The organism is Streptomyces sp. NPDC004609, assembly GCF_042873655.1.
In the GTDB taxonomy this organism is placed as follows: domain Bacteria; phylum Actinomycetota; class Actinomycetes; order Streptomycetales; family Streptomycetaceae; genus Streptomyces.
Genome location: NZ_JBIALS010000011.1, coordinates 42954 through 59274 on the forward strand (window position 1 = coordinate 42954; position 16321 = coordinate 59274).

General features: G+C 72.5%; 12 protein-coding genes, 1 tRNA gene and 1 pseudogene. 5 read left to right on the top strand and 9 right to left on the bottom strand.

Features of this window, described 5'->3' with window-relative positions:
- Window positions 1–78 precede the first annotated feature (78 nt).
- Window positions 79–1578: a cellulose binding domain-containing protein gene (locus ACFYT4_RS13630; protein WP_389267817.1), complete on the top strand. Its 1500-nt coding sequence runs from the start codon at window positions 79–81 to the stop codon at window positions 1576–1578.
- 415 nt (window positions 1579–1993) lie between these two features.
- Here ACFYT4_RS13630 and ACFYT4_RS13635 read toward each other — a convergent pair.
- From ACFYT4_RS13635 to ACFYT4_RS13645, 3 genes are all read right to left on the bottom strand, one after another.
- Window positions 1994–2066 (bottom strand) — tRNA-His (locus ACFYT4_RS13635).
- Between the two features lie 231 nt (window positions 2067–2297).
- Window positions 2298–2900: an oligoribonuclease gene (gene orn / locus ACFYT4_RS13640; protein WP_389267819.1), complete on the bottom strand. Its 603-nt coding sequence runs from the start codon at window positions 2898–2900 to the stop codon at window positions 2298–2300.
- A gap of 9 nt (window positions 2901–2909) precedes the next feature.
- Window positions 2910–4115, bottom strand: a complete 1206-nt coding sequence (locus ACFYT4_RS13645) for a helix-turn-helix domain-containing protein (protein WP_389267821.1) — start codon at window positions 4113–4115, stop codon at window positions 2910–2912.
- A gap of 1548 nt (window positions 4116–5663) precedes the next feature.
- On the opposite strand from ACFYT4_RS13645, the gene ACFYT4_RS13650 reads away from it, so the two are divergent.
- Together ACFYT4_RS13650 and ACFYT4_RS13655 are read left to right on the top strand one after the other, a co-directional pair.
- Window positions 5664–6188: a universal stress protein gene (locus tag ACFYT4_RS13650; protein WP_389267823.1), complete on the top strand. Its 525-nt coding sequence runs from the start codon at window positions 5664–5666 to the stop codon at window positions 6186–6188.
- Window positions 6189–6602: 414 nt separating this feature from the next.
- Entirely contained in the window at window positions 6603–7172 is a 570-nt protein-coding gene (locus ACFYT4_RS13655; protein ID WP_389267825.1) for a GPR1/FUN34/YaaH family transporter, read from the top strand.
- Window positions 7173–7378: 206 nt separating this feature from the next.
- Here the strand turns inward: ACFYT4_RS13655 and ACFYT4_RS13660 are convergent, their stop codons facing one another.
- Window positions 7379–8125 (bottom strand): AraC family transcriptional regulator, encoded by a 747-nt coding sequence (locus ACFYT4_RS13660; RefSeq protein WP_389267827.1) that lies wholly within the window; start codon window positions 8123–8125, stop codon window positions 7379–7381.
- Between the two features lie 51 nt (window positions 8126–8176).
- On the opposite strand from ACFYT4_RS13660, the gene ACFYT4_RS13665 reads away from it, so the two are divergent.
- The gene (locus ACFYT4_RS13665) at window positions 8177–9391 is read left to right on the top strand and encodes an MFS transporter (protein ID WP_389268042.1); all 1215 of its coding nucleotides are present in this window, start codon (window positions 8177–8179) and stop codon (window positions 9389–9391) included.
- 65 nt (window positions 9392–9456) lie between these two features.
- Here ACFYT4_RS13665 and glmS read toward each other — a convergent pair whose 3' ends face one another.
- From glmS to ACFYT4_RS13680, 3 genes are all read right to left on the bottom strand, one after another.
- Entirely contained in the window at window positions 9457–11274 is a 1818-nt protein-coding gene (gene glmS / locus ACFYT4_RS13670) for a glutamine--fructose-6-phosphate transaminase (isomerizing) (protein WP_389267829.1), read from the bottom strand.
- Window positions 11275–11328: 54 nt separating this feature from the next.
- On the bottom strand, window positions 11329–11631 hold the full coding sequence (locus ACFYT4_RS13675; protein ID WP_389267831.1) for a hypothetical protein: 303 nt from the start codon (window positions 11629–11631) through the stop codon (window positions 11329–11331).
- A gap of 66 nt (window positions 11632–11697) precedes the next feature.
- On the bottom strand, window positions 11698–12624 hold the full coding sequence (locus ACFYT4_RS13680; RefSeq protein ID WP_389267833.1) for a DUF4429 domain-containing protein: 927 nt from the start codon (window positions 12622–12624) through the stop codon (window positions 11698–11700).
- A 375-nt stretch (window positions 12625–12999) separates the two neighbouring features.
- On the opposite strand from ACFYT4_RS13680, the gene ACFYT4_RS13685 reads away from it, so the two are divergent.
- Window positions 13000–14583, top strand: a complete 1584-nt coding sequence (locus tag ACFYT4_RS13685) for a beta-N-acetylhexosaminidase (protein WP_389267835.1) — start codon at window positions 13000–13002, stop codon at window positions 14581–14583.
- On the opposite strand, the pseudogene ACFYT4_RS13690 reads toward ACFYT4_RS13685, so the two are convergent.
- Together ACFYT4_RS13690 and ACFYT4_RS13695 are read right to left on the bottom strand one after the other, a co-directional pair.
- Window positions 14547–14995: pseudogene (locus tag ACFYT4_RS13690) on the bottom strand (integrase core domain-containing protein); the annotation flags it as partial. The gene ACFYT4_RS13685 and the pseudogene ACFYT4_RS13690 sit on opposite strands and share 37 nt — an antisense overlap.
- Window positions 14996–15098: 103 nt before the next feature.
- Window positions 15099–16319, bottom strand: a complete 1221-nt coding sequence (locus ACFYT4_RS13695) for an Lrp/AsnC family transcriptional regulator (RefSeq protein WP_389267837.1) — start codon at window positions 16317–16319, stop codon at window positions 15099–15101.
- Window positions 16320–16321 lie beyond the last annotated feature (2 nt).

Consider the following 16321-nt stretch of genomic DNA (forward strand, 5'->3'; position numbering starts at 1 on the left):
ACCCCCCACGCAGGACCCGTACGACCCGACGCACGACCCGTACGACCCACACCCCCGTACGACAGAGGCAGGCAGGCGATGGGCAGCACGACGCACCAGCGCAGGGCGAGCGGCAGGACCACGGTGATCGGTTCGATCACCGCCGCCGCGGTCGTCGCCGGTGCCGCCTTCGCCCTCACGGACACCGCGCAGGCGGCGTCCCTCGCCGCCGCCTACACCCGGACCAGCGCCTGGGCCGACGGCTACACCGGCCAGTACGTCGTCACCAACGCCACCGTCGCCACCCAGACGGACTGGACGCTGGAGTTCGACCTTCCCGAGGGCACCACCATCGGCACACTCTGGAACGCCGAGCACACCGTCGAGGGCCGGCACGTCACCGTGAAGCCCGCGGGCACCGACCGCCCCCTCGCGCCCGGCGCGTCGGTCACCGTCGGCTTTGTCGCCACGGCCGGCGGCACCACGCCCGCCGACCCCACCTCCTGTGTGATCAACAGGACGCGGTGCACCGTGGACCCGGCCCCCACCGCACAGCCCGCCACCCGCCCCGCCGAGCAGCCGGCGCCCGAGGACCCGGCTCCGCCCGCCGCGTCGACACCGGCGGCCCCCCGGACCGCCACCTCCGCCCCCACCCGGGCCGGTACCACCCCGCCGGCCCGGAAGCCCGAAGCCGCCCCCGAGCAGGCCGACGGCCGCTTCTCGCCGTTCGTCGACGCCTCCCTCCTCCCGTCGCACGACCTGCTCGACACCGCGACCAGGACGGGTGTCAAGGACTTCAACCTCGCCTTCATCAGGTCCGACGGCGGCTGCAACCCGCTGTGGGGCGGCCGGGTCGACCTCACCGACAACAGGGTCGCCCGCCAGATCGGCGCACTGCGCGCCAGGGGCGGGGACGTCCGCGTCTCCTTCGGCGGCGCCGCGGGCAGGGAACTGGCCCTGACCTGCTTCTCCGTCGACGAGCTGACCCGCGCCTACCGCAAGGTCGTCGACACCTACAAGCTCACCAAGATCGACTTCGACGTCGAGGGCACCGCCCTGTCGAAGGACGCCGCCAACACCCGCCGCTCACGGGCGCTGGCCCGCCTCCAGAAGTCCCACCCCGGCCTGGAGGTCTCCTTCACCCTGCCCGTCAATCCGGAGGGCCTGAACCGGCCCGCCCGCGACCTGATCGCCGACGCCCGGAAGATGGGAACCGACATCTCCGCGGTCAACATCATGGCGATGGACTACGGATCCCACCACGGCGGTGACATGGGCCAGTACGCGATCAAGGCGGCGACCACGACCCAGGCACAGCTCAAGGAACTGCTCGGCCTCTCCGACGCGGAGGCGTGGAGGAAGGTGGCCGTCACCCCCATGATCGGCATCAACGACGTCGTGACCGAGGTCTTCACCGTCGAGGACGCCAAGGAACTGGCGGCCTTCGCACGGGCGAAGAACCTCGCCTGGCTGTCCATGTGGTCCCTGGCGCGGGACAAGCAGTGCCCGGGCGGTGAGCGGCGGTCCGCCGACGCGACCTGCAGTTCGATCTTCCAGGAGCCACTCTCCTTCACCCGGGCGCTCGCCGCCTACAACTAGCGCGCTTCTGATGGATCCGCTCGGCCCGCACCGCGGGCGGAGCCCCCGAAACCACCTCTCCCACCCCCCACCCGCGCGCCCCGGCCGGTATCCCCCCCACAACCGGCCGGGGCGCGCGCCCCTTTGCCGCCCGATGCGCCGGCCGCTCGATGCACCGACCGTCCGATACACCTGCCTGCCGCCTGCCGCCTGCCGCCTGCCGCCTGCCCGCTCCCCGTGCCCGTCGGCTGCCGCGGTCGGCCGCGCCGCTACCCGGGGCACCCGGGCCGCCGGTCAGCATGCGGTCACGGCTTGTGTTCGCGGAGGGCGGGGGAGAGGCGGCCGGGGCCCCGGGCGTGTCCACCGGCGGCTCGGCCGGCCCTGTGGGGATACGCCAAGGGCCCCGGTCTTCCGACCGGGGCCCTTGATCCATCAGGGTGAGTGACGGGACTCGAACCCGCGGCATCCTGGACCACAACCAGGTGCTCTACCAGCTGAGCTACACCCACCATGACCGGTCGTTTCCGACCGGCCGAGGAAAAGTGTACAGGGTCCGGGCGGGTACTCGCGCCAGGGTTGTTGCGGCGCCGACACGGCGTGTCCCGGGCACCCCTCCGGCCTGGTTTCCCAGGGGCCGGAGCCGCCTCCGCAAACGGACCCGGCCCTGCCCGCGGCCGGACCCGCCCCCGCGGGGCCGCCGGGCCGGGGAGCCGGACCGGCGTCCGTACGGAGGTCGTGGGTCAGCTCGCGCGTACGACGTGCTTCGCCGCGATCGCCTTCGCCGTGTCCGAGTCGGGGCCGGGCTGCGGCACGAAGACCGCCTCGCGGTAGTAGCGGAGCTCCGCGATGGACTCCCGGATGTCCGCCAGCGCCCGGTGGTTCCCGCTCTTCTCCGGACTGTTGAAGTACGCCCTCGGGTACCAGCGGCGGGCCAGTTCCTTGACCGAGGAGACATCGACGATCCGGTAGTGGAGGTACTGCTCCAGGACGGCCATGTCCCGCGCCAGGAATCCGCGGTCCGTGCCGACGGAGTTCCCGCACAGCGGGGCCTTGCCGGGCTCCTTCACATGCTCACGGATGTAGGCGAGGACCTGCTCCTCGGCCTCGGCGAGCGTGGCGCCGCCCGCGAGCTCGTCGAGAAGACCCGAGGCGGTGTGCATCTGCCGCACCACCTCGGGCATCGTCTCCAGCGCGGCGCCGGGGGGACGGATCACAATGTCCACCCCGTCGCCGAGCACATTCAGTTCCGAGTCGGTGACCAGCGCGGCCACCTCGATGAGTGCGTCGTCCGTCAGCGAGAGCCCGGTCATCTCGCAGTCGATCCACACCATACGATCGTTCATGCGACTACTTTATGGTGCACTCCGCTGGCCGGGCAGGCTGGGACGCCCGTGACCTGCCGCGTAGGCCCCCGGCGGGGGCTTGCCCAGCTCCGGGGGACCGCCTGGACCGGTGGGGTGACCGTGCGCCCCGGCCGCGGCGGCCGTACGTCTGGCCTGAGCCGGTACGACCGACTCCACCACCGACGGCGGTGACGGGTCGCCCTGGGGACGCCGTACCCGGTAGGCGGCCCGGTAGGCCGCCGGGGACGAGCCCAGCTGCCGCCGGAAGTGACCGCGCAGGGCCACCGGGGAGCGGAATCCGCAGCGGCCCGCGACCTCGTCGACCGAGTAGTCGGAGGTTTCGAGCAGCCGCTGTGCCTGGAGCACCCGCTGGGTGATCAGCCACTGGAGCGGCGCGCTGCCGGTCAGGGAACGGAATCGCCGGTCGAAGGTGCGCCGGCTCATGTACGCACGTGCCGCCAGGGTCTCCACATCGAACTGTTCATGGAGATGCTCCAGCGCCCACGAGACGACCTCGGCCAGCGGGTCCGACCCGATTTCCTCAGGTAAAGACCTGTCCAGATAGCGCTCCTGGCCGCCACTGCGCCGGGGCGGTACGACCAGTCTGCGGGCGAGCGCTCCGGCGGCCTCGGTGCCGTGATCGGTGCGCACGATATGCAAACAGAGGTCGATTCCGGCCGCCGTACCCGCGGAGGTGAGCACATCGCCGTCGTCGACGAACAGCTCACGCGGATCGACGTGGACGGACGGGTAGCGCTTGGCCAGCGTCGGCGCGTACATCCAGTGCGTCGTCGCCGGGCGGCCGTCGAGCAGACCGGCCGCGGCGAGCACGAACGCTCCCGTGCACAGTCCCACTATCCGGGCGCCTTCCTCATGTGCGCGGCGCAGGGCCTCAAGGGCCTCGGGCGGCGGCGGTGAGGTGATCGACCGCCACGCAGGCACGACGACGGTGCCCGCCCGGCCGATGGCCTCCAGTCCGTACGGCGCGGTGAGTTCGAGCCCGCCGGTGGTCCTCAGCGGTCCGTCCTCGCCTGCGCAGACGAGCAATCGGTAGCGGGGGACTCCGGCGTCCTGGCGGTCGATTCCGAACACCGAAAGCGGTATGGAACTCTCAAAAATGGGGCCGCCGCTGAACAGCAGTACCGCGACGACTTCCCGGCGCCGGCGCCCGGAGAGCTTTCGTGCTACCTCCGGTGCGGCGGAGTCCTGACTCATGACGCTAAGCCCCCCTCGGTGTTCGCGTCTCCCCGTTCGTTTCGGGCCTTTCGCTCCTGCACTTTTCCCCTCGGTGTTGCACGAGTCCCGAGCCTTCGATACCCATGATCGAATCTACTGTGTCCCGTGGCGCCGACGTGACAAGTTCGGCATGCCCCGCTATGTCTGCATGGGAACTTGGCGCGAAGCATTCGATCACGAAGCGTTCCATCTGCAAGCCCCGCAGGGAAGTGCGCAACGCGCGCATGGCCCGTCCCCGTAGGGTGCGTCAGAGCGGGGAGACCCTTTCCTGCCTGGTGACAAGGGTGTTGCCGCGCCATTTCCCCAAGGGAGGGGCAGTAGCGCGAAGTTGGCTGAAATTATACGGGTGCGGACGTGCGAACGGGTCAGTCTCCGGAAGCACGAACCCCACTGTGACGACCGCCTCCGTGCGCCCCCTGAGCCGTCCGTGCGCGTCGGCCGCGCCGGGTGGGGGCCGCTCTCTCCGGCCGCCCCGGCGCCACGGCCCTCCCGGCTGCCGTACTTCCCGTCCCGTCCGGCCCGCGAGTCCCGTCCGCACCCTCCGGCGTCCCCCGCCGTGGCCCCGCGTCCGCCGTCGTCGCGGGTGTGCCCGCCGGAGGCCCGCCCGCCGCCGTCCCCGTCCTCGCCGACCGCTGTGCCGCGCGGGCCCGGGCCCCGCCGCGTTCCGCGTGCCGCAGCAGCATCCGGCAGGCGGCCGTCACGGCGGTGAGGCCGAACGCCGCGGCGGTGGCGCCGCCCACGGACGCCCCGTACACCACGAGGACGACCGGGACGAGCAGGGCGCTGAACGCCGCCCAGCGGACGGCATCGCTCGCGGAGTCGGCGGAGGCCGCGGAGGCGCCCGGGAAGGAAGGGGACGGCGGAGCCGAGGCGGACGAGGTGACGGGCAAGGGCTCCGTGACCGAAGGCGCGGGCGCGGGGGAGGCGCCGGGCGGGGCCGGGGACGGTGGCGCGGGGGTCCGGGAGGGGGTCGGGGCGGCGGTACGGAACGGGGCGGACGGGTGCGCGGGCACGGACGCTTTCCTCAGGGCTGCGGGGTGGGACCGGGATGACCGCGGTGCCAACGAGGGGCGCACCCTTCCGGTCACCGCGGCACTCGGTGCCTCGCCCGCGCGGGTGCGGTCGGTGCGGTCGGCGCCGGGCGTGTTCCATATGTCCCGGACTCCTGTCCCGGGGGCCCGCCGGGGTGGCCGGGAGGCTCGGCGCGCGGACCGCGCGGGCTTCTCCGCGGCCCTCGCGGCCCCGGACCGCCCGCCGGTCCCCCGGCCCCGGCGCAGGTCCCCGGCCCGTGAGCGCCCGTACGGCCCCGTTGGGACGGCTGTAGCCGCCAAGTGGCATTGCCATACGGGACGGGCTCAGGCATGCTCCCTTGAACGCCTGAATGGGGCGGCAGGCCCTGGGCAGGAGAGGAGTGTCGCCGTACCCTTACGGGTATGGGCCAGGGAAGATGATTCCCGGACACAGCTCCGTTTTGTTCTGTCCACCTGTTCTCCCCTCCCACTGAGGACTTCCTTCGCCGAGACACCGATGGCCGGTCACGAAATCCCCGAACCCGCGGACCGCAAGCAGGTAGCCGACCCCACGTCGTCGGATCTGCAAGCGGCGGAAGAAGCACGCCATTCCTGCGACCCGGCGTTCCGCCACGGAGTCGTCGTCGGCTTCGACGGATCGACCTCCAGCGAGCGGGCGCTCGCCTACGCCATCGGCATGGCCCGGCGCTCCGGCTCCGGTCTGATCATCGTCCATGTCGCCAACCGGCTGCCCACCACCGTCTGGGCGGGGTGCGAGCCGCCGGTGTTCGTCGATGTGCCCGACCACCGCACCGAGGTCCTCGGGCTGGAGCTGGCCTGCGCGGACTATCTGACCGAGGTGCCCTGGATCCTGGTGGAGCGCGGCGGCGACATCTGCCATGAGCTGGAGGAGGTCGGGCGGGAGTACTCCGCCGACGCGATCGTCGTCGGCTCCACGCACGGGATCGTCGGCCGTATCTTCGGCTCGGTCGCGGGGCGGCTGGCACGGCGGGCTCAGCGGCCCGTCGTGGTCATTCCCTAGCCACCGGATCCTTCCCCCGGCGCGGGTTCCTCCGTCCGGCGCGGCTTCTCCCTCCGGGCGCGGGCTGTCACCTGACGCGGGCTCTGCTCCCGGCGCGGGCGCTTTGCGGCGCCGTTCCCCCACCCGTACGTTCTACGCCCCCCGGTCTCTTCGACGCCGTGGTCCGGCGGGCTCTGCGCGCCGTCCCGAACGGGCCTCACTCCACCGTGCCACCCCGGAGGCCGACGCAGGTGACACGGGGTCAATTTCCGTCGTGTACACGGAAAACTACCGTCGCGTAGAGGTGAATTGTGCGCTTGTGAAGGGTACATAAAGTTCGCTGGGCCGCAGCGCGACCGCGCGTGCACAGCGGCGCGCGTACAGGCGCGTACACAACTGCACGGACAACTGCACAGGACAGGAAGGGAGCCCGCCGTGGACAAGGACGTCTCTGCGGGAAGCGCTACTACTTCAACTCTCGGCCACCTCGCCCTCGGTCTGACGCTGCTGGCGTTCGGCGTCGGCACCACCGGTGTCGTCGACAACGTCTCGGCGGCGGATGCGTCCGCGCTCGCCACCTGGGTGGGCGGTGTCGCACTGTTCATCGTCGGACTGCTCGAATACCGCGCGGGCGACGCGGGTTCGGGCACGGCGTTCGCCGGTCTCGGCGCCTTCTGGTTCACCTGGGGGACCGGTGTCGGCGACGGGGCCTCCGCGGAGGCCGCGGGGCTCTTCATGCTGGTGTGGGCGCTGCTCGCCCTGACCCTCACGGCCGCGTCCGCGGGGGCCGGTCTGTTCACCCAAGGGGTGTACGGGCTGCTCACGATCGCGCTCGTCCTGCTCGGCATCGCCTCGCTCGCGGAGAACAGCGGGCTGGCGAAGGCGGGCGGCTGGGTCGCGGCGGTGGCGGGGCTGGCCGCGTGGTACGGCGCGACGGCCGCGCTCGCCAAGTGGCCGACCTTCTCGGGACGCGCTGCCGGCCGGGGAGTGACGGCCACGGGCTGAGGCGGTGCGGGGCCGGCGCGGATGGTTGAGGCAGGCGCCGGCGAAGGGGCGTTCCCTCGCGCGAGTGGCGATGCGCGAGGGAACGCTTGGTTCCGGGCCGGGCTCCGGGGCCCGGGTGCCCGGGTGCTCGGAGTCGGGTTCGGGGCCGGGGAACACCACAACGGGACCGGTCGGCCTCCCCGGTCCGTGCCGGGCGGCGAACCGGCTCAGGGGCGGCGGTGGTGGGTGCCGGGGGTGTAGCCGAAGGCGCGGCGGAAGACGTCGATGAAGGCGCTGGTGGAGGACCAGCCGCAGCCGTGGGCGACCGTGGTGACCGGCATGCCGTCGGCCAGCATGCGCAGGGCGTGGTAGAGGCGCAGCTGGGTGCGCCACTGCGGGAACGTCATGGTCAGTTCCCGGCGGAAGAGGCGGCTGAGGGTGCGCTCGCCGACTCCCGCGGTCGCCGCCAGGGCGGCGAGAGTGCGCGGGTCCGCGGGGTTGTCGTGCAGGAGGTCGCAGACGGCTGCGAGGCGGGGGTCGGCGGGGGCGGGCAGCCGGACGGGTTCCTGCGGTGAGGCGCGCAGCTGGTCGAGGAGGACCGCGCGCAGGCGCAGCCGCTCCGGGGTGTCGTCGTAGGGGGCCCTGGTGCAGGCGAGGATCAGCTCGCGCAGCAGAGGGCTGACGGCGAGGACCGTGGGGGCGTCGAGGCCGAGGGGGTTGGTGTCGGGAGGCAGCCCGAGCAGGTGCAGGGCGAGGTGGCCGTGGGCGCGGTGGGCGTGGACACACCCGGCGGGAACCCAGATGGCCCGGGTGCCGGGAGCGAACCAGGTACCGGCGTCGGTGGTGACGGCCAGGACGCCGGAGCCCGCGTAGACGATCTGGTGGTCGTCGTGGCGGTGCGCGTCGATGCTCTCGCCGGGAGCCAGTGTCCGGGTTCGGGTCGGCGCCTCGGGAGCGTGGCGGATATGCGGCACAGCTTGGCATTTTAATGGAAGCGCGCCAAGTCGTGCCGTGGCGACGATGGCCTGGTGTCCCCGAACCAGTCCTCGCGTACCCGGCCCCTCACGCTGTTGTCCCTGGGACATGCCTGCGTGGACGTCTACCAGGGCGCGGTGGCCGCACTGGTCCCGTTCTTCGTGTCCGAACGCGCCTACTCCTACGCCGCCGCCTCCGGCGTCATCCTGGCCGCTTCCCTCCTGTCGTCGGTGGTGCAGCCGCTGTTCGGGGTCCTCACCGACAAGCGGGCCATGCCGTGGCTGCTGCCGGTGAGCACGCTGGTGGGCGGCGCCGGAGTCGCCCTCGCCGGTGTCAGCGGCTCCTACACCCTGACCCTGGTGGTCGTCGCGGTGTCCGGGATCGGTATCGCCGCCTACCACCCGGAGGCCGCACGTGTGGCACGGGACGTCAGCCGCGGCAGCCACGTCGCGATGGGCTGGTTCTCCCTCGGCGGCAACCTCGGCTTCGCCGCCGCGCCCCTGCTGGTCTGGGCCGTCATGGCCACGGGCGGCCTGCGCGCCTCGCCTCTTCTGGTCGTTCCCGCCCTCGCCGGTGTGGCGCTGTGCGTCGCCGCGCTGCGGGGAGCCGAGGCCCCCGCCCCGGCGACGGCGGCCGACCGCGCGGATGGGGCCGCCGGCCGGGATGACTGGGCGTCCTTCCTGAGGCTGTCGGGGGCCGTCGTGTGCCGCTCGATCGTCTTCGTCGGCCTCAGCGCGTTCATTTCGCTGTACGCGCGCCAGCGCACCGGCGGCGGAGAGGTCTCCGGCACGGTCGCGCTGTTCGTGCTCTACCTCGGTGGCGCGGTGGGCACGGTGGCCGGCGGGAAGCTCGCCGCCCGCCACGGCCGTGTCCCGGTCGTCCAGTGGTCCTATGCCCTGACCGTCCTCGCCGTGGCCGGTGTGGTCTTCGTTCCCGGCCCGCTCCTCCACGGGTGCGTCGCCCTCGCGTCGGCCGGACTGTATGTGCCCTTCTCGTTGCACATCACCCTCGGCCAGGACTACCTGCCCAACCGCGTGGGCACCGCCGGCGGCGTCACCCTCGGTCTGGCCGTCGGCATCGGCGGTATCGCCGGTCCGCTCATCGGCGCCGTCGCCGACGCCACCTCCCTGCAGACCGCTCTCGCACTGCTGATCGCGCCGCCCGTCCTCGGCCGGCTTCTCCTGTGCGCGCTGAAGGAGCCCGGGACGGCCGACGCGGCCACCGCCCGGCCGGAATCCGCCGCCGACCCCACGACCCGTCCCTGAGCCGTCGGGCGGGCGTTGTCCGGACCCGTGCCGCGCGCGCCCGGCGGGGCGCGCGCGGGGTCCCGCTATTCCACCGTGACGGACTTGGCGAGGTTGCGGGGCTTGTCGATGTCCCGGCCCATGGCCAGGGCCGTGTGGTAGGCGAAGAGCTGGAGGGGGATGCCCATCAGGATCGGGTCCAGCTCGTTCTCGTTCTTCGGGACGACGATCGTGTGGTCGGCCTTCTCCTGTTCGCGGTGGGCCACCGCCAGGATGCGCCCGCTGCGGGCCTTGATCTCCTCCAGGGCGGCGCGGTTCTTCTCCAGGAGGTCGTCGTCGGGGACGATCGCGACCGTGGGCAGGGCGGGCTCGATCAGGGCGAGCGGGCCGTGCTTCAGCTCGGACGCCGGGTACGCCTCGGCGTGGATGTAGGAGATCTCCTTGAGCTTGAGGGAGGCCTCCAGCGCGACCGGGTAGCCCCGGACCCGGCCGATGAACATCATCGACTGCGCGCCCGCGTACTCCTCGGCCAGCTTCTTGATCTCGGCCTCGGACTCCAGGATCTCCGTGATCTGCTCCGGCAGCCTGCGCAGACCGTCGATGATCCGCTTGCCCTCGGAGACGGACAGGTCGCGGATCCGGCCCAGGTGCAGCGCGAGCAGGGCGAAGGCGACGACCGTGTTGGTGAAGCACTTGGTGGAGACGACGCAGACCTCGGGTCCGGCGTGGACGTACGTACCGCCGTCGGCCTCGCGGGCGATCGCGGAGCCGACCACGTTGACCACGCCCAGGACGCGCGCGCCCTTGCGCTTGAGCTCCTGGACGGCGGCGAGGACGTCGTAGGTCTCACCCGACTGGGAGACGGCGACGTAGAGCGTGTCCGGGTCGACGACCGGGTTGCGGTACCGGAACTCGGACGCGGGCTCGGCGTCCGCGGGGATACGGGCCAGGGACTCGATCAGGCCCGCGCCGATGAGCCCGGCGTGGTACGAGGTGCCGCAGCCGAGGATCTTGACCCGGCGGATGCCGCGGGCCTCGCGGGCGTCCAGGTTGAGCCCGCCGAGGTGCACGGTGGAGAACCGGTCGTCGATCCGGCCGCGCAGCACACGGTCCACCGCGTCGGCCTGCTCGGAGATCTCCTTGTGCATATACGTGTCGTGGCCGCCCATGTCGTACGACTCGGCCTCCCACTCCACGGTGGTGGGCGTGGCGGTGGTCGTCGACCCCTCGGTGGTGTACGTGCGGAAGTCGTCGGCCTTGAGGGTGGCCATCTCGCCGTCGTCGAGGGTGACGATCTGGCGGGTGTGCGCGACCAGGGCGGCGACGTCGGAGGCGACGAACATCTCCTTCTCGCCGATGCCGAGGACGACGGGCGAGCCGTTGCGGGCGACGACGATACGGTCGCTGAAGTCGGCGTGCATCACGGCGATGCCGTAGGTGCCCTCGACCACCTTCAGGGCGTGGCGGACCTTCTCCTCCAGCGACTCCGCGGCGGAGCGGGCGATGAGGTGGGTGAGGACCTCGGTGTCGGTCTCGGAGGCGAAGACGACGCCCTCGGACTCCAGCCGGGCACGCAGCTCGGAGGCGTTGTCGATGATCCCGTTGTGGACGACCGCGACCAGGTTGTCCGGGGAGAGGTGGGGATGGGCGTTCTCGTCGCTCGGCGCGCCGTGGGTGGCCCAGCGGGTGTGGGCGATGCCGGTGGTGCCGGCGAAGCGCTTGGGGACCCGGGCCTCCAGGTCACGGACACGGCCCTTGGCCTTGACCATCTTCAGCCCGGCGGCCTTGGGGCTGGTGATCACGATGCCCGCGGAGTCGTACCCCCGGTACTCCAGCCGCTGGAGGCCCTCCAGCAGCAGTGGTGCCACATCACGCCTGCCGATGTATCCGACAATTCCGCACATAGGTTGTTACCCCTCCATAGGTGAGAACGGTGCCCGAGCCACGGCCGGCCCTGTTCAGCCGTAGACGATGCGGCGCAGCTGGCGGAGCGACAGCTCCGGCGGTGCGACCGCGCGGTGCGGCAGCTCGGCCGCGATCCGCTCGAAGATCTCGGGGTTCGCCAGGCCGCCGGACTTGAGCTCCCGGTGGCGGCGCCGGACATAGTCCTCCGTCTTCTCGTCGAAGTACGCCAGCACGTCGAGGACGACCCGGGCCGCCTCCCCGCGCGGGAGCGCGGTACTGCGGACCAGGTGGTCGACGAGGTCGTCGTGCGGTGAAGCTGAGGATGGCGGACGACCCGGTCGGCGTTGTTCGAGCACCCGTAGATATTGGGGGTCCGATCGCCCCGAATGCAAGAATCCTGCCCGATTTCGGGCAGGTCTGCATTACAAACGCTTCAGAATCGCCTGCTTGGCGGTGGCGAACTCATCGTCCGTGAGTATCCCCGACCGGTGCAGCTCACCCAGCTCGCGCAGCCGCCGCAGCATCGCGTCATGATCGCCACCGTCGGCGGCGGGCGCGGACGCGGGCGCAGCGGGGACGGGCTCCGGGGTGTCCGGGCCGGGCGGGGCCAGGGCGGGCGGGGCCAGGGCGGGCCGCGCGTCCTCGGGGGCGTACGGATGCGGCATACGGGCGACGACGGCCGCCGCGATCAGCGCCATCAGGGGGTCCTTGCGAAAACCCCACAGCTCGATGGCGTGCGGGTCGTACTTGGGCGGGGACGAGGTCCGGCCCTTGGTGACGACGAACCGCAGGAACCCGTTCTCCAGCGACGCCGACGGCTGCCACTCGACCGCCTCCACGTCCCCCAGGCCGATCGTGCGGGTTCCGCCCGACGACTTGGACTCCTCCGTCTTCCAGTTCCACGACAGCCGGATCTGCTCACCGTCGAAGTCGACGGTCCCGTCGCCCGCCGACGCGCTGATCGGCAGCGTGGGGCCGGGCAGCAGATAGCGGCCGACGGGTTCGGAGGCGATCTGCTCGATCAGCAGGGCGTTGCGGACCTCGTCGACGAAGTACTCGGCGACTCCGGTGCGGTCGTTCTCCACGGTCAGCTGATACGGGTCGGAGCTGTCCCGCAGCCTGCCGCCGGTGATCTGGAGCAGGGGGTCGGCGCCGTTGCGCAGCCGCAGCCGCAGTCGGCCGGACTTTCTGCCCGGCTCGAAGGAGATGCCCGCGATGGCTTCCAGCGGTACGGCGAGTTCGCCGAGGGACTTGCGCAGCAGGCTCACATGCTTGTCGGAGCCGGGGACGACCCGCACGGTGTCGCCGTCGAAGGTCCAGGTGCCGTCCTTCTGGATGATTTCCGCCATGCGGTGATTCTTTCATTCGGGGGTGCGCGGGACGGTACGGCCGGGGTCGGAGGCCGCCGGGGCGGGGCACGGCGACGCGGGGTGCGTGGGCCCGGGGCGCGGGGGTGGCGCGGTGCCGGGGCCCGCGGTGCGGGGGTGGCGCGGTGCCGGGGTCCGCGGTGCCGGGGCCCGCGGTGCAGGCGTGACGCGTGGGGTGCGGGCGCGGGGCGGGGGCTCGGGCGCCGGGCCGACCGCCGCGTACAAAGGTCTAGACCTTGACGCGGGGGCCGGGCACGATACCCATGGTGAGCACCACCGCCGCGCACCGCGGCCGTGACGCGCTGCGAAGGGACTCAGCCTGTGAGACCGCCGGGAACGTTCCCCCGACTGTTTGGTGTGCTCCTCCTCGTCGCCGGAGCGGGTGCCGGCTGCTTCGCCGGTGACGGCGGCGGACCCCGACCGGGGTCCGGCGGCCCGTCACCGGGCGCCGTGCACGCGCTGGGACGCGTCGTGCCCGCGCCCGCGTCCGTGAAGCCCGGCGGCACCCCGTACACCCTCACCGCCGAGGCGGCGATCCGCGTCGACGACTCGCCCGAGGTGCGCCGCATCGGCGACTACCTCGCGGGGATCCTGCGGCCCTCCACCGGCTACCCCCTGCCCGTGACACCGGGGCCCGGCGCCGACGGCATCCAGCTGCGGCTGCGGCCCTCCGAGAGCGCGCTGGGCGAGGAGGGCTACCGGCTGGAGTCCTCCGGCGGCACGCTCACCGTCACCGCGCGCGAGCCCGCGGGGCTCTTCCACGGTGTGCAGACACTGCGTCAGCTGCTGCCCGCCGCCGTGGAGAAGCGCACCGCGCAGACCGGGCCGTGGACCGTCCCCGGCGGGACGATCACCGACACCCCCCGGTACGCCTACCGGGGCGCGATGCTCGACGTCGCCCGCCACTTCTTCACCGTCGACCAGGTCAAGCGCTATATCGACCAGCTCGCCGTGTACAAGATCAACACGTTCCATCTGCATCTCACCGACGACCAGGGGTGGCGTATCGCCGTGGACTCCCGGCCCGCGCTCGCGACCGTCGGCGGCTCCACCGCGGTCGGCGGAGGGCCCGGCGGGCACTACACCAAGGCCCAGTACCGGGAGATCGTCGCCCACGCGGCCTCCCGGTACATGGAGGTCGTCCCCGAGATCGACCTGCCCGGCCACACGGCCGCGGCGCTCGCGTCCTACGCCGAGCTGAACTGCGACGGCAAGGCGCGGCCGCTGTACACCGGCGTCGACGTCGGCTTCAGCTCCCTGTGCGTGGACAAGCCCGCGACGTACGACTTCGTGGACGACGTGATCCGTGAGATCGCCGCGATCACCCCCGGCCGGTACCTCCACATCGGCGGCGACGAGGCGGACAGCACCGACCCCGGGGACTACGCGGCCTTCATGGCGAAGGCGCAGGCCGCGGTCGGCCGGTACGGCAAGACCGTCATCGGCTGGCACCAGATCGCGGGCGCGGACCTGGTGAAGGGGGCGGTGGCCCAGTACTGGGGCACCGACACGACGGATTCCGGGGAGCGGGAGGAGGTGGCGGCGGCGGTGAAGAAGGGCGCGCGGCTGATCCTCTCCCCGGCGGACCGGACCTATCTCGACATGAAGTACGACTCCGGTACGCAGCTGGGGCTCGATTGGGCGGGCCTGGTCGGGGTCGACCGGTCCTACGACTGGGACCCGTCGGCGTACCTCGCGGACGCGGGCGTCCCCGGGGACGCGGTCCTCGGCGTCGAGGCGCCGCTGTGGTCGGAGACCCTCACGACGAGCGCGCAGCTGGAGTGGATGGCCTTCCCCCGGCTGCTCGGGGTGGCGGAGAAGGGGTGGTCGCGGGCCGGCTCCTGGGAGGAGTACGCGGTGAGGCTGGCGGAGCAGGGGCCGAGGCTGGAGGCGCGGGGGGTGGCCTACCACCGTTCCCCGAAGGTCCGCTGGCCCGAGTAGCGGGGCTCTCCCGGCGCGGGGTGCTGTGGGGACAGGCTGGTGATGCGGCCGGCGGGTGTGCGGCCTGTGATGCCGGTGTGGGGTCGGTGGCAGGTGTACCCGTCGGTCCAGTCGGTGAACGCGTTCCGGCGTTCGGTGTCCGAGCTGTAGGGCTGGTGGTAGGCCCACTCGCCGAGCAGGGTGCGGTGGAGGCGTTCGAGCTTGCCATTGGTCTGGGGTCGCCGGGCGCGTTCGCAGCGTCGGACGGGCTCGCGGGTGGCCCGGTCCAGGGCCGCCAGGCCGTGCCGGGCGAGGATCCGGTGGGCGGTCGAGGGCGCGATCCGCGGCGGACGGCCGGTCGCAGCGGGCCGATCCGGTGCTCGCGGCGCAGGCGCAGGATCGGATCCTCCACGCAGCGCCCACGCGAGGCCGGTCCGCCCCGCAGAACCCGGATCCTGGCCATGACGGCCTCGAAGGCCGGCGCATTCCCCGTCCGGCCTGCGGTGATATGGAGAGCCGGAGGCCGTGCCGGGCTGTCACTGGCCAGACGGACCTTCGTGCTCAGGCCGCCGCGAGAGCGTCCGAGTGCGTGGTCTTCGGGCTCGGACCGGCCAGCCGTCCCCATTTCCTGGTTTTCCTGGCTCCTGCCGCATGCTGGTGGGCCCGGCAGACGGTGGAGCCCACCGGCACTGTCCAGCCCGGCCGTCCGACCGGCTGAGGCCCGCCGCTCTCGCGGCCTCGACGGGATCGGTCCACACATCCATCGGGACGACCCCGATGCTGCGGCCCTCGTCGTCCAGCAGCTGTCCCATCCGCTTGACGTGTCCGAGCGTCACCGCGCGGTCGGTGATGCGCAGGTCGGGATAGCGATCGGCCAGCAGGAGTTCCAGCCGGTGGGCGTCATCGAGGGAGCGCAGCCACGCGCTGTGCAGGACATTGCTCGATCCGCCGGCGGTGATGGCGCACGAGCGGGTCTCGGGGAGGGCGGCCAGGCCGTTGGCGATCGCCTCCAGCCGGGCGGCGGGCGACTGTGCCGACAGCGTCAGGCAGACCGGCCAGCCGGACAGCGGCTGGGCGACGTCGCAGCGGAGCACCAGCGCCCGGACGGCGACCATCGACCGCAGCCGGCGGCGTACGGTGCTGAGCCCGCACCCGAGACCGGCGGCCAGCTTCGTCAGCGAGGCGCGGCCGTCGCGGGACAGCATCCGCAAGAGCCGGTGTTCCACCTCGGGCAGCGGTCTGACCGTGCCGGTGCCGAGATGCACCGGCGAGTCCATCCGCTCCAGCTGCCGGGCGTCCAGAGTCCTGAGCCGCCAGTCGCCGCCCAGTGCGTACGCCCTGGTGACCAGCCGGGTGTGGGTGGACCGGACCCCTGTCACGGTCCCGATGGCGTCGCGCAGATAGCGCGAGAGCGCGGTCAGACCGGGTGTCGCCACGGTCAGGAGCAGGTCGTGGGCGCCGCTGGTGTGCTCGACGCTGAGCACATGGGGCCAGCGGGCCAGTGTGGCGGCGGTGGCGAGCACATGCCCCGCCTCGCAGTCGACCTCGACGAGCGCGACGGTCCGGAGCAGACCGACCGGATGGGCGGTGACCCAGGCGATTCCCGCCTCCGTCAGCCGTGACCACCGCCTCGCGGCCGTGACCGGGTCCACCCCGAGGGCGGCGCCGACCCGGGACCAGGGAGCCCGGGGATCGAGCTGCAGCGCATGGATCAGGGCGAGGTCCAGCTCATCGGGGTGAGCGGCAGATTCCTGCATGG